Here is a 14,335-nt window from a genome sequence, read left to right as displayed (position 1 = left end):
AATAAATTATTTTTGAACATACATCTGTAAATGAATCAAATTTAGTTTATGAATGATAAGAAGAAATTAAAGGATAATGATGATAAATTAAGTTTATACAGCTCTTTGTTCTTTAAAATAATGTTTAATAATGCTATGGCCACCTCCATTTTAATATTGGATACGGATGGCGTTATCATAGATTTCAATGAAGCCTTTATCAAGACTTTTGGATATTCTAAAGAAGATTTAATTCATAAAAATTACTCTATACTCTTTATTGAAAAGGACATAAATGATGCTGTTCCTGAAAAAGAACTATCCAGGACAATAAGAACCGGATCTTCTCTTGACAATAATTATATTGTGCACAAAAACGGATCACAACTTTGGGTACATGGAGAAAGCATCTATACAAAAGACGATAAAAACAGAGCTTTTTTGATCAAGCTTATTCAGAATATCACAGAACAGAAAATCCTTGAACATGAGTTGAAACAGAGAAACAGTGATTTGAAAAAAATCATAAACGATCGGAATAATTTCATTTACACAGTATCACACGATTTGATTTCTCCTATCAATAGCATAGAAGGCATAGTCCGATATCTTGAAACTGAAATCAGTGATTCTTCCGAATCAAAATTCTTTATAGAAAAGATCTATCATTTATTTGAAAACTTCCGGATTAAAATCAGAGAATTGTCTTCCATTGCCCGAGAACAAGAGACTGAAAAGATTCAAGTGGAAGATATCAACATAGATGATCTAGTAGAAGAAATATTAACAGACTTTAAAGATGATATTGAAAATACTAAGATCGAATTTATAAAGGACTTTAAAGATGCTCCCTTCATAAAATTCTCAAAAAAGAATTTAAGAAGCATCATAACCAATCTATTATCAAATGCCATTAAATACAGATCTCCTGCTAACGATTTAATAATTCGCATGGCAACCAAAAAGATGGAAGGAGCATATATTTTACTAACAGTTCAGGACAATGGATTGGGTATAAAAAAGGAGGATCAGGAACACATATTTGAAATGTACAAGAGAAGTCACCTTCATGTGGAAGGTTTAGGAATGGGAATGGCAATAGTTAAAAGAATTTTGGAAAACGAAGGAGGAAAAATAGAACTCGAAAGTGAGCCAGGAAAAGGCACTACATTTAAAGTGTATTTTCCGATTTAAATTACAAATTTTACTTAGAGAGACGCCATCATGGCGTCTCTACAAATTAAATACTAATTTTAAAAGTCTTATTACTTATACCTTTTTTATTGTCTAATCATTTTCATTACAAGGAACGCATCTTCTTTGTTAAGTAAATTGACATAGTATAAACCTGACTTTAATGAGCTGGTGTTAATATTTATTGAATTTTCACCTTTTCCAACTTTCAATTTCTCTTCAGAGATCATGTTACCATTGTTATTATATATCCTAAGAGAACCTTTAAAGGCAATGTTAGAATTAAATGTAAGCATGGTTTGATCGGCAGCCGGATTAGGGTTGATCTGGACAGATTCTTTAATAGTGGCATACTGATCTGAAATTCCCGTTACACTTTGTGTAGCTGTGAAACTACCTACCATTCCAGCTCCAACATGAGGACTGCACTCGTAAGCATATTCTCCTTCCGTTTTAACAATGTAATCATATTCAGTCTTACTGCTTGTTATATTAACATCCCAGGTTTCAGCAGATGATGGAATGTTAACTGATGTAGTCGTGTGGAATCCATTTACCCATTTAAACCTGATTGTATCTCCGACAAATACGTTTAAAACAGATGGAGAAAATGTTAGTCCGTTTTGGCCAACTAGCACAACATGAACAGTTGCTTTGGCTGAAAAAATGACTAATGAGAATAATGTAGCGATAAATATTTTTTTCATGATAAAATAATGTTTATAAGTTTATAGAGTTAAATAGATCTGACCTAAAAGAATATTTCAAATTTTATCTTCCTAGTTAAAAATAAGTTTTCTTTATTCTCTTCACCCTACATTTAAATAAAGCTTAAGTAACCCCCAAAATAGAAAAATGTTTAAACATACAACACATCCTAATCGTTTTTTTTCAGCCGATTATTGGAGGTTGTATTATTCCTCCGACTCATAAGAATTTTCAATAATCATTTTCTGAGCATTCAGAATTCCTTCATATTTGCTGAAATATTCGTCTTTCTTCTGTTCGTATAGCTGTACATCTTTGCTATAATCATAAGACATCTGATCTCTCAGCCTTCTCAACTCAAACAATAAAACATCATAGCTTTTAGCTTTATCCTTAAGATCAAATAGTCCTTCTATAGATGTTGTAAATGCAATAAAAGCACTTATAAAAAGTATTAAATTTGCAGAAGACGTTTCCAAATCCTCGGGCTTCTTCCATCCTACTATTATTGTAATTGATGCGCTTCCTAAAAATGTCAGAACTCTGGAAAATTTATAAAAAGCAGCGTACCGTTGTTTTTTATTTCTGGTTTTATCAATCCACATTTGTACATTTTTATAAATCAGGTCCTCCTTTAGCTCTTTAGTTTTCATTGGTCAAAGTAGTTAATTCCCCTTTTATAATTACACACTTCTGTCGACTTATTTCACTGAATTACAACAACTAATATTCAATTAGCTTTAAAGGAGAATGTTTAAAACTTGTGACTTTTAACTTTGAGCTTTTAATTAAGCAATCCTGATAAGTCTCGCTCTTTCCAGATTATTTTAATATCGAAAAAAATTGGATTATTTTCATAAACCTTAAAGTTTTATTATGGAATATGAAAGATAAAGAAGTTAAATATATCCTTTTTGATAAGAATCAGGAAATGGTTGCTGCCTGGAAAGAATTCTTTAGCGAAGGGGCTAATGTTGAAATTTTTCATGGTGATTTTAATTCAATCAAATGTGATACGATTGTAAGTCCTGCAAATTCTTTCGGATTTATGGATGGTGGTATAGACTATGCGATCTCTGACAGATTGGGATGGGACCTGCAAATAAAACTACAGCAAATAATCAAAGACCTTCCGTAAGGTGAATTACTGGTTGGACAAGCTTTGATATTAAACACGGAAGACAAAAACATTCCTTATTTAATTTCAGCACCTACAATGAGGATACCAACCAACTTTAACATTGCGACATCTATAAATGCCTATTTAGCTATGAAAGCAACTTTAATAAAAGTTAAATCACATGACAAAATGAGTAGGATAGCAATTCCAGGCTTTTGCACAGGAACCGGTAGGATGAATAATTTGATAGCCGCGAAACAAATGTTTATGGCATATAAGGAAATTGTATTGGGAGAACGAATGGATTTTAAAGAATTCGGAGAAGCACAAAAGTATCACTTCGGTTTAAATCCGGAAGGAATGATTTGGATACATTAAATATCAATAAGGTCGCTTTTTTCCTCAAAAACCTGAAGTACTGCCAAACAATCAAAAAAATATTATTTTAATTTTGAGAAAGATGAACTATGAAGAGTTAAATAAGGATGAGAAAATAATATCAACTATTAAACACCTTATTGACAAATTCGAAATAGGGAATTTTAAGATTAAGGATTATTGGGACGGTGACCTGTGCGCAATTGGTTTGACTGATAATGAGGAAAAATACTTGATTTACTTTTCAACTTATGGTGACAACGGATTTTTTGTATCCCTTGAGAACTTAAAGTTAGAGGGTGATTTGGATTTCCCTTACGAACCTGCTGGTGATTTTAATAACGTGAATCTAGAGGATCTTGAAAAAATCTTCATTCGGCATTTAAGACTTTGAAACTACCTGTAACATTAAGTTGACAATAGCTTTGTTCTTCCCCCTTTTAATGTGTTACAAAACTTATATAGTATCAGCATCTACAATGAGGATACCAACCAATTTTAACATTGCGACATACGTTAATTCATATTTAGCAATGAAAGCAACTAATATAAGGACATCACATGACAAAATGAAAAGAATCGTCATTCCCGGTTTTTGTACCGGAACCAGACGAATGAATAAATAATATCACCAAAACAAATGTTTATGGCATATAAGGAAATTGTATTGGGAGAACGAATGGATTTTAAATAATTCGGAGAAGCACAAAAGTACCACTTAGGTTTAAATCCGGAAGGAATGATTTTGGATACATTAAATCAATATTGCTAAAAACTTTTCTATCAATTCGGTTATTCACGTTCCAAGTTATCAAATGAAAACCTGCATTTTCTTTTACTTCATATTACTGGCAGCTCTATCCTGCAAAGAATCTGATAAAACTGCTAATTTAGTGACAACTGATAATTATGAAAACCATATTAAAGAATTAAGATGTGTCTATTCCAAATCCAAATATTCAAAGGATTCAGTTTTTCCATTTAATGAAAGTAACAAAATAGAACTCATTGCATATGATTCAACTTCACAAGCAGATTTTTTCGGGGGAAGAATTATAAAAATGAAAGCACCTCATGACTCTCTTTCCAGAGTCAGAATCAGAGAAAGAGTTGAATTAAATGGAGGCCAAATTGATACTTTATTTTCAATCCTGCATAATTATAAATTCAGTAATGATCATGCGTTTGGAGAATCTTCAGCATGTTATAATCCCAGACATGCCATACTTTTCTAGAAATTTGCTTTGTATGCCAACAACTACAATATATAGATAAGCGGTCAGAATTTGGAGTTATGTGTCATGATAAGTGGTGTTATCTGATACAATATTTCATGTTTCATCTCGGATTATCCGTTTTACTCATTGAAAACTGGTACACTTTACCCCGGAACAACTGGTACACTTTACTCCGGAATCGGTGGTACACTATAGACTGGTATACTCAATGAAGTGCGGAATCAAAACGAATTACTCAAAAAGAGATCGGGGATGTAGTAAAAATCAGTTTAGTTAATTTTTCAAATAGGTAGGTTAAATGATTTTCTCTCGGAAGCCATTCCTTAACTTTCAGACTCCCTCCCTATTCATCCAGCAATAAGTCCGAATGCTTCAGGCTTAAGCCATAATTAGTCAGGCCTAGTCCTGGTTATTATAGTAGCTTGTGGAAAGCCCCAGGAGTACTTCCTGAAGAGTCAGGAGTACTTCCGGAACCAGGAAATGCTTTCTGTAAGCTCCGGAAGTTGATCCGGAAAGTTGGGGCTTAAGCCTTGAAAGGCCAAGCTTAAGCTTCGGAAGTTTTTGCTTAAGCAGAAATTACTCTTTAATCCGCATTATATTGCAGGCTAGAAAGAGATATCAATCTTCAGGCAAAAAGGCGGGATTGTAAACAATCTCCCAAAGGTGTCCGTCGGGGTCTTGAAAATAACAAGCATAGCCACCCCAAAATGTATCCGAGGCCGGTTTAATAATTTTTGCTCCTGCTTTTTCAGCCATCTCCATTACTACATTTACTTCATCTTTACTTGTAACATTGTGTCCGATGGTAAATTCTAATGCAGAAGGGCTTTGGAAAGCAATACCCGTATCATTTGATATACTCGTTCTTGGCCATAGCGCTAGTTTCAGACCATTTTGCAGGTCAAAAAAAGCAACTGCACCAAATTCAAATTCCTTACCTACAATACCGTCCGTCCGCAGGCCAAGACCATCCCGATAAAATGCTACAGACTTTTCAAGGTTTGATACTCCTAATGTCAATACTGAAATTCTTGGTTTCATATTATATTCTTTTGGTCATTTGAGTAGTAGCTCCTAAGTTTCTATTGTTTAAAATTATCAATCTGTAAGATCGTTACGTTATTTCTCATAAACTTTTCAAGGACAGCAGCAGTAGATTAACTATAGTTAAGGCTTCAATGAGCCATAATCATAATAAAAAAAAAGCCTTCAATTGTAACAACTGAAGGCTTTTTTATTCAATTCCAACTTCAATGAATTATTGCAACTCTTCTATCTGTAAATTTTCATTTACATCCTCAAGATAATTGACGTTGGAAAAATTGAAACCAAACAGCTTCAGAAAATCTGATTTGTATCCTTGTAAGTCACCAATTGCTGGCAATGTTTCGCTGGTAGCCTGCTCCCATAGTTCAGCCACTTTATCCTGAACATCTGCTCTCATTTCCCAGTCATCTATTCTTATTCTGCCTTTTTCATCAGTAGGTACCTCCTGGCCAGTGTATAAGCGCTCTCTGAAAAGGCGATCTATCTGCTCAATACATCCTTCATGAATCCCTTTTTCTTTCATCGTTTTATACAAAAGCGAGATGTAAAGTGGGATTACAGGAATTGCAGAGCTTGCCTGAGTTACCAGTGCTTTATTCACCGAAACATATGCTTTTCCGTTTAACTTTTTTAAAGTATCAGTTATTTTGAAAGCTGTTTCTTCCAGGTGATCTTTGGCTCTTCCGATTGTTCCTTTACGATAAACCGGTTCGGTCAATGCAGGTCCAATGTATGAGTATGCCAATGTTAATGCATTGTCTGCAAGAACACCTGCATTTAAAAGGGCATCGATCCACATTTGCCAGTCTTCCCCACCCATTACAGCAACAGTATTTTCAATATCCTCTTCAGTTGAAGGATTGATGGAAATGCTGGATACCACGCCAGTATGGAAGTCTACCGTTTTATTGGTATAGTTCTGACCGATAGGTTTTAGGACTGAACGGTGGGTTACGCCTGTTTTGGGGTTGGTTCTCACCGGTGAGGCCAGACTGTAAATGACCAAGTCAATTTTACCTAAATCCTTTTTTATAAGGTCAATTGTTTTGTTTTTGATATCATCAGAAAAAGCGTCACCATTAATACTTTTTGCATAAAGGCCAGCTTTTTTGGCTTCTTTCTGAAAAGCAGCGCTGTTATACCATCCTGGCGAAGCTGTTTTGCCTTCTGCTGGTGCCTTTTCAAAGAAAACACCTATTGTGGAAGCTCCTGCGCCAAAAGCACTTACAATTCTAGAAGCAAGTCCAAAGCCTGTAGAAGCACCGATCACAAGCACATTTTTAGGTCCTTTAATTTGTCCTTTAGGTTGAGTGTACTGAATTTGATTTATTACATTTGCCTCACATCCTTTTGGATGAGCGGTCAAACAAATAAATCCTCTCATTCTGGGTTCAATTATCATATTTGTTTATCCTGTTAAACGTCCTAACTCCGAAATATAAGGAAAATACTTAATATAAAGGCAAATTCCCCTTTCAGAAGGTGTAACTTTCCTGACCTAATGAGTTTGGTTTTATATTAAATTTCAATGACCTTAAAGAGCTTAACAGGTTGTAAATCTTCGGATAGTGTACAAATTTCATTTGGTTAAGTTTTAAAAAAAAATGACATTCCCAAATTCAGGAATGTCATCCTATATGCAAAACATTAATCCCATTTACAACCAGCGTCTGGTATGTTTCTGATAGTCGACATACCCTTCTCGATATTGTTTCACTAGAAATTCTTCTTCCAGACGAATTTGAACCTGCATCAAAAGAAACCCACAAGTTAAAGTTAACAGACTTAAGGCGTTGGGCAAGCAAAAGAAAACCCCTGACAAGGTAAAAAACATACCAAGAAATATCGGATTTCTTGATACACTAAATAATCCTTTCTTTACAAGTGTGGTTTTATTTTTCTCATCAATTCCTATTCGCCAGCTCATTCCCATCTGATATTGAGCTATAGAAGTCCAGGTCAATGAAATGATGCATAAGCTAACACCAATTATTCGAGCCCATTGATAGTCGAGATACCAGGCAGGCAGAGTAAAAGAATACCTGTCTTTGCCAAGCCAGAATAAAATAATATTAACCGGAATGAACATGATAATAATCTTAAACCATTTTCCTACGAAATCATGTGCATTATCAGAATTGCCAAATGTAAGAGGATTTATCCCCGTGCTTTTATACGTCCTGTATGTTGGCCATACAAAAGCAGTCAACATATAAAATATAAAGAATATGCTTAAAAATATTTCCATGTTATTGTTTCATTAGTCTATTAATTATTTAATTTATAATACAGAATAGATTTTCATCTATTGTTAATCCGGAGTGTTCCTTTTTCAAGCTGTTGCTTACTTTTAGTGTGCATGACCTCCTTCTTCTGAATTATTCATTTTTGAAATTAACGCATAGGCTCCTTTAACTACAACCTCAGCATGCTCGGTGTCAAAACCATCTGGCAAAAAAACTTCTGAATACCCATTCTGAGATACCCCTTTTTTCACTTCCACTGCCGTAAATAAAAATCCCTCAGCTGTCCCTTTATTATGTTTATGATCATGTTTATCATCTTTAATGAATATATAGTGTTTATCACCGGAATCTACTATAGCCTCATCTGTTAATGCAGTAGTTAGGTTATCTGTAACCTCAATAGATGCTTTCAGATAGGTATTGGGTAAAAGATTACTGTCTTCTTTGTCAAGGTGTGCATGTACTCTCACAGTCCTGTCTTCACTGATTTTTCTATTTATAAGATAAACCGTTGCTGTTCTTATTTTTTTCTCTTCATTTACAAGCTGGAATTTAATTTTCTGACCTTTTTTAACTTTATAAATATCTTTCTCAAAAACGGTAAGCTCTGCATGCAAATGTTCAGTATCAACTATTTCACAAATCAGATCCTGAGGATTGACATATTTACCGATATTAATATTTACAGCTGTAACATAACCACTGATTGGAGACACAATAGAAACTATGCTTTTGATTGTTCCGTTTTCTACATTAGAAGGATTGATACCCAGAATCAATAATTTCTCCAGCAATCCTTTATGCATGGCTTTAAGACTTTGGTATTCAGAGGCAGCCTGCTGCAAAGTCTTTTGAGAAGCTACATTATCCTTTGCCAGTTCTTCCTGTCTCTTATATTCCTGTTCTGCAAAGAGCAGCTTACTTTTATTGTTCAGATAGTCCTGTTGTATCTGAATAAAATCAGGATTTTGAATAGTAACTAAAACCTCACCTTTTTTAACCTTCATGCCCTGGAGAAGACTTGTTGTTTTAACAAATCCACCCATCATAGCTGCAACAGTGATCAAATTCTGAGGAGGTACATCCAGTAAGCCATTTACAGGTAAAGTGGAACTGATATTTTTCATTTCAACTTTACCAAAAGCAATACCGGCATTTTTATACTGATTGGCGGTAAGTTCTACAGAGTTTTCTTCTTCATGATGCTCTTCATTTTTGTTCTCCGGATCAGACTTACATCCAGACATAAAAATAATGGATGCAAGAGTGATCATATATAATATCTTTTTCATGATTCTTATTATTTATTTATTACCAATCAGGTATTCAATGAATATGATGGCTTGATTAAACTGATTTAAAATATTAAGGTATCCTTGTTCAATAGCAATTGCTCTCGCTATACCTTGAGAAAACTCAAGGTATCCGATATTCCCTGAACGATAATTCTTCCATGCATTACTTTCCAGAACCTGAGCTGTAGGTAAAACATTGACTTCATAATACTCAAGGCTGGTTTTGAATTTTTCATACGACTGATATGCATTTTCATATTCACCAAGCAGATTCCTTTCATAGGCTTTAGAACTAGCCTCCGCAGCATTCACAGAAGCTTCGGTTGCCTTTATTCTGGATATTTGTGGTTTAATCCATAACGGAACAGAAACTCCAACCATTACACCTTGAAATCGTTGTCCTTTCCCGGCAACATCAGACATATTGCGATAATCTTGCGCCCCATAAAGAGTTTGGGAAAAATATCCAATATTAAGATCAGGAAGCAATCTTGCCTTCTGAAGCACCTTATTGGCATTAGCCACTTCCACTTGTTGCCGGAAATAATTTAAAGTTGGATTTGAAGCAACAGCTCCCGTATCTTCCTTCAAATCAAGTACCCGTTTATCCAATGAGGTTTCAAATGAAGTAACAGGTTCTCCCATATTCAATAAAGTCTGGAGCTGGGTTTCATAAATTTTAATATCCGCATTTACCTGAGTGAGATAAGTGCGGTTTTCATAAAATTGACTCTGTGCTGTAGCTTTTTCAAGGGTATTGGTTTCTCCTGTTCTTAAACGCAGATCTGCTGCATTCAGAAAGTTGGCATAAAGCGTATCGAGCTTAAACTGCAATTGCATTCTGGATTTGGCAAATCTCAGATTATAATAAGCAACTTTAATCTTATAGTCCAGGTCATTACGTGTAACAGCCAGATTGTACTCCGCACTTTTCGTTGTAGCCTTATAATATTCGGCCTGACGATGCATAACTAAAGGAAAAGGTATATCCTGTGATAAGGTTACATTATTGTCATTATAAAAGCTATTGTACTGACCATACATTACTGTCGCATTTGTCTTGCTGATCTCTGTTGCTGTTCCTTTCAGTGCTTTGTTATAGGCTATTTCATACTCAGCTGACTTAATGAAATTATTTTGTTCATGGGCCAGTTGCAAAGCCTGCTCCAGTGTAATGGCCTTAGGTGCTGTCTGTGCCTCAGCTTTTTGTGCAGATAAAAACATGAAGCCCGGAACCAGTAAAACCATGGCAACAGGTGGAATTTTTCTGAATCCTTTCTCTGAAAAGATGTAGAGTATTGGCAAAACAAGTAAAGTAAGCAGAGTCGCAGATATTAAGCCACCAATTACAACAGTGGCAAGAGGCTTCTGTACCTCGGCACCGGAACCATGTGAGAGCGCCATAGGAAGAAAACCAAGAGAAGCAACCAGAGCTGTCATTAATACGGGGCGTAATCGAATTTCGGTTCCTTTTCGCACGATCTCATGGAGATCTTTCATACCACTACTTTTCAACCTGTTAAATTCACCTATCAGAACTATTCCATTAAGTACAGCTACTCCGAAAAGCGCTATAAAGCCTACTCCTGCAGATATGCTAAAGGGCATATCTCGCAGATAAAGAGCTAAGACTCCTCCAATGGCCGATAGTGGAATTGCAGTAAAAATCAGTACACTTTGTTTTGCAGAATCAAAGGTAAAATAAAGCAAAATAAAGATAAGTCCCAAAGCTATTGGAACTGCTATACTCAGTCTTTCTTTGGCTTCAACCAGGTTTTTAAACTGTCCTCCATATGTAATGAAATAACCCGGAGGAAGTTTCATTTGCTTTTCAACCTTTGCCTTAATCTCTTCTACAATGCTTTCTACATCACGTCCTCGGACATTAAAAGCAACAATGATTCTCCTTTTGGTATCATCTCTCTGAATCTGATTCGGCCCTACTTTGAATTCTATATTGGCTACTTGTGACAAAGGTATCTGAGCTCCTTTGGGAGTAGTAACATAAATTTGTCTTACATCATCAATATTTTTCCTGTCCACTTTATCAAGCCTTACAACCATGTCAAACCTCCTTTCTCCTTCATAAACCAGACCTGTCGATTCTCCTGCAAAAGCAGTTTTTACAATCCTGTTCATTTCATCGATGTTTAAACCAAACTGAGCAATTTTATCTCTGTCAAAAGACACAACGATCTGCGGTAGTCCGGTTACTTTTTCGACATATAAATCCTTTGCTCCTTCTATAGGAGCAACAATTTTTCCAAGCTTATTTGCCTGCTCGGTAAGAATGTCCAGATCTTCCCCATAAATTTTGATTGCAACATCTTGTCTCGCTCCAGTCATCAGTTCATTAAAACGCATCTGAATGGGCTGCTGAAAGCCAAAACTTACTCCGGGAATTTCATCTTCAAGGATCTCCTGCATTTTGTTAGCCAATTCATCTTTTGTTGATGCGCTTGTCCATTCATCTCTGTCTTTCAAAATGACCATAAGGTCACATGCCTCAATAGGCATTGGGTCAGTTGGTATTTCGCTTGATCCTATTTTACCTATGACTTCTTTCACTTCCGGAAAATGCTTTTTCAGAACCTCCCCTGCTTTTAATGAGGCATTTATAGTTTCCTGCATGGAACTCCCCATTAATACTCTGGTTTCTACGGCAAAGTCTCCTTCATCAAGAGAAGGAATAAACTCTCCTCCCATGTTTATAAACAGCAACAAACTTCCTCCAAACAAGAAAAATGATGACAGGATAACTATGGCTTTCTTTCTTAAAGCGAACTCACGCATGGGAAAATATACCCTTTGAAAAAAATCCATAATTCTGTCAGAGATATTTTTCTTATGCTCAGGGGATTTGCTTAAACAAAGAGCAGACATCATTGGTACATATGTAAGTGAAAGGATAAAAGCTCCCAGAATGGCAAAGGATACCGTCTGAGCCATAGGTTTGAACATTTTTCCTTCAACACCAACAAGAGCAAGTATGGGCAGATAAACGATCAGGATAATGATTTCTCCGAACGCTGCAGAACTTCTGATTTTGGAAGCTGCATCATAAACATCTGAATCCATTTCCTCCTGAGTTAACCTATGTGTATGACCTCTGCCTGTTATGTGATGTAAAGTCGCTTCTACGATAATTACTGCCCCGTCCACAATCAGTCCGAAGTCTATTGCACCGAGAGACATCAGATTTCCTGATACACCAAAAAGATTCATCATAGAAATAGCAAACAACATGGCTAGCGGGATTACAGAAGCGACCACAAGGCCTGCTCTGAAATTACCTAGCATCAATACAAGGACAAAAATAACAATCAGAGCACCTTCAATCAGATTTTTAGAAACAGTATGGATAGCATTGTCTACAAGTTTTGTCCTGTCGAGAAATGCTTCTATTTCTATACCTTCGGGCAAGGACTTTCTGATTTGCTCCATTCGCTCCTTTACATTGCCAATAACTTCATTTGAATTCTCTCCTTTTAGCATCATCACAATGCCACCGACGACTTCCCCTTCTGCATTGCGGGTCAAAGCACCATAACGGATTGCGTGCCCCAGCTGAACAGTACCAACATCCCTTATCAGTACGGGTGTTCCATTAGTTGTATTCCTCACAACTATTTTTTTAATATCCTCTAAGCCTCCGGCAAGTCCTTCAGTTCTTATGAAATAGGCATTAGGAAGTTTGTCAATATAGGCTCCTCCGGCATTCCTATTATTCGTTTCCAGAGCAGCAAAAACCTCTCCGATGGTAATGTTCATGCTGCGAAGTTTTTCAGGATCAATTGCTACTTCATATTGTTTAAGGTAGCCACCAAAACTGCTTATGTCAGCAACTCCTTTCGTCCCCAGCATTTGCCTGCGAACAATCCAGTCCTGAATAGTTCGGAGTTCCATAGCTGAATACTTATTTTCAAAACCCCTTTGTGGATGAAGTACATACTGGTAGATTTCGCCTAATCCAGTAGTAACAGGCCCTAAATCCGGGGTCCCTACTCCTTTTGGAATTTGCTCTATAGCAGCTTTTAAGCGTTCTGACACCTGTTGTCTTGCCCAATATATATCTGTATCATCTGTAAAAACTATTGTGACTACAGAAAGACCAAATCTTGACATTGAGCGGATTTCTATGATTCCGGGAATATTTGCCATGCTGATCTCCACCGGAAAGCTGATTAGCCTTTCAACTTCCTGAGCTGCCAAGGATGGACTGATAGTGATAACCTGTACCTGATTATTAGTGATATCAGGTACCGCATCAATCGGGAGGCGTGTTGCAGACCAACATCCCCATATAATAAGTGCAATAGTAAACATCCCGATAATAAGCTTATGCTTTATCGAAAAATGTATTATATTATCTAACATAACTAGATTCTGATTTTTAATAGTGCTTTCTCTCTGATGGATCAGATATTCCTGCTTTAGCCAATAAAGTCAAATAGACCTCTCGCTATCAGGAATTAACCACCCAGGAAGTTCGCAGGTACTTTTCTCTTCTCGGTTTTAATTAGTTTTCAGATAAATGATTGGATATATGCTTCCCTCTATCAAAGAACAAGCAGTTCAATTACCCTCAATAATTGTAGTCAGGAAAGCTTTGGCGGCTGCCAGAATGAGTGATAGTAATAAGAATTAAATACAGAGTAATAAGGAACATTGCCTAGTGGCTCCATAACTTTTAAACTCTGATTATTAAAAAATACCGGAATATTGATTCCTAAAAACGAAACGCCACAGCATGAGCATATACAAAATGGGCTGCACAAATCACCTTCATCTTTGCTATGATCATGATTGCCGGAAATCGTAACAGAAGCTTTTCCGCCTTCACAGGTAAAAGAATCCAGGCATGGCATTAATGATAATACCATAACATAGACACTTAATAGATAGACAAAAATCTTCATATCGCTAATTTAACAAAAAACGGAACAAATCAATATTTTTTGAAAATTTAAGAACAATTTCCTAACAATTATTACTTATTTGTATATGTTTTGATCCTATGATTATGTTGACTTCCAGGATGACATCTGTCTATCAAAAAATTACATAGGAAAGTCTTTATACTAATTATTATCAATAAATAATTTTATAAATAAAGTACATCCGATTATA

13 protein-coding genes are annotated in these 14,335 nt (G+C 35.8%); 5 read left to right on the top strand and 8 right to left on the bottom strand.

The features are described 5' to 3' along the window. The first annotated feature begins 48 nt into the window (after window positions 1–48). The gene (locus MYP_RS15305; protein ID WP_052430244.1) at window positions 49–1,173 is read left to right on the top strand and encodes a PAS domain-containing sensor histidine kinase; all 1,125 of its coding nucleotides are present in this window, start codon (window positions 49–51) and stop codon (window positions 1,171–1,173) included. An 86-nt stretch (window positions 1,174–1,259) separates the two neighbouring features. On the opposite strand, the gene MYP_RS15300 is transcribed toward MYP_RS15305, so the two are convergent. Both MYP_RS15300 and MYP_RS15295 read right to left on the bottom strand, forming a co-directional pair. Beyond that, window positions 1,260–1,880 (bottom strand): T9SS type A sorting domain-containing protein, encoded by a 621-nt coding sequence (locus MYP_RS15300; protein WP_045465021.1) that lies wholly within the window; start codon window positions 1,878–1,880, stop codon window positions 1,260–1,262. Window positions 1,881–2,087: 207 nt separating this feature from the next. Further along, the gene (locus tag MYP_RS15295) at window positions 2,088–2,534 is read right to left on the bottom strand and encodes an SLATT domain-containing protein (RefSeq protein ID WP_045465019.1); all 447 of its coding nucleotides are present in this window, start codon (window positions 2,532–2,534) and stop codon (window positions 2,088–2,090) included. Window positions 2,535–2,764: 230 nt separating this feature from the next. Here MYP_RS15295 and MYP_RS26405 point away from each other — a divergent pair, with 230 nt between their 5' ends. The 4 genes from MYP_RS26405 (at window position 2,765) to MYP_RS15280 (ending at window position 4,614) form a co-directional block, all read left to right on the top strand. Then, window positions 2,765–3,019 carry a hypothetical protein gene (locus MYP_RS26405; RefSeq protein ID WP_197060096.1) on the top strand — a complete coding sequence of 85 codons (255 nt, stop codon included), beginning with the start codon at window positions 2,765–2,767 and terminating at the stop codon, window positions 3,017–3,019. A 132-nt stretch (window positions 3,020–3,151) separates the two neighbouring features. Then, window positions 3,152–3,379, top strand: a complete 228-nt coding sequence (locus MYP_RS26400; RefSeq protein WP_197060095.1) for a hypothetical protein — start codon at window positions 3,152–3,154, stop codon at window positions 3,377–3,379. 82 nt (window positions 3,380–3,461) lie between these two features. Further along, window positions 3,462–3,773 (top strand): hypothetical protein, encoded by a 312-nt coding sequence (locus MYP_RS15285; RefSeq protein ID WP_045465016.1) that lies wholly within the window; start codon window positions 3,462–3,464, stop codon window positions 3,771–3,773. 421 nt (window positions 3,774–4,194) lie between these two features. Further along, complete coding sequence (locus MYP_RS15280) at window positions 4,195–4,614, top strand: hypothetical protein (protein ID WP_045465015.1); 420 nt, start codon at window positions 4,195–4,197, stop codon at window positions 4,612–4,614. A 621-nt stretch (window positions 4,615–5,235) separates the two neighbouring features. Here MYP_RS15280 and MYP_RS15275 read toward each other — a convergent pair. From MYP_RS15275 to MYP_RS15250, 6 genes are all read right to left on the bottom strand, one after another. Next, complete coding sequence (locus MYP_RS15275; protein ID WP_045465013.1) at window positions 5,236–5,658, bottom strand: VOC family protein; 423 nt, start codon at window positions 5,656–5,658, stop codon at window positions 5,236–5,238. Between the two features lie 217 nt (window positions 5,659–5,875). Then, the gene (fabV, locus tag MYP_RS15270; protein ID WP_045465011.1) at window positions 5,876–7,066 is read right to left on the bottom strand and encodes an enoyl-ACP reductase FabV; all 1,191 of its coding nucleotides are present in this window, start codon (window positions 7,064–7,066) and stop codon (window positions 5,876–5,878) included. Window positions 7,067–7,321: 255 nt separating this feature from the next. Continuing rightward, window positions 7,322–7,912 (bottom strand): methyltransferase family protein, encoded by a 591-nt coding sequence (locus MYP_RS15265; protein ID WP_045465009.1) that lies wholly within the window; start codon window positions 7,910–7,912, stop codon window positions 7,322–7,324. A gap of 102 nt (window positions 7,913–8,014) precedes the next feature. Then, on the bottom strand, window positions 8,015–9,202 hold the full coding sequence (locus tag MYP_RS15260; protein ID WP_045465008.1) for an efflux RND transporter periplasmic adaptor subunit: 1,188 nt from the start codon (window positions 9,200–9,202) through the stop codon (window positions 8,015–8,017). A 12-nt stretch (window positions 9,203–9,214) separates the two neighbouring features. Then, window positions 9,215–13,582 (bottom strand): CusA/CzcA family heavy metal efflux RND transporter, encoded by a 4,368-nt coding sequence (locus tag MYP_RS15255; protein WP_045465007.1) that lies wholly within the window; start codon window positions 13,580–13,582, stop codon window positions 9,215–9,217. Window positions 13,583–13,803: 221 nt separating this feature from the next. Further along, window positions 13,804–14,124 (bottom strand): DUF6660 family protein, encoded by a 321-nt coding sequence (locus MYP_RS15250; RefSeq protein ID WP_156140656.1) that lies wholly within the window; start codon window positions 14,122–14,124, stop codon window positions 13,804–13,806. Between the last annotated feature and the right edge of the window lie 211 nt (window positions 14,125–14,335).

The sequence above is a fragment of the Sporocytophaga myxococcoides genome (genome assembly GCF_000775915.1).
GTDB lineage: Bacteria > Bacteroidota > Bacteroidia > Cytophagales > Cytophagaceae > Sporocytophaga > Sporocytophaga myxococcoides_A.
This window is presented reverse-complemented; position numbering and strand designations above follow the sequence as displayed.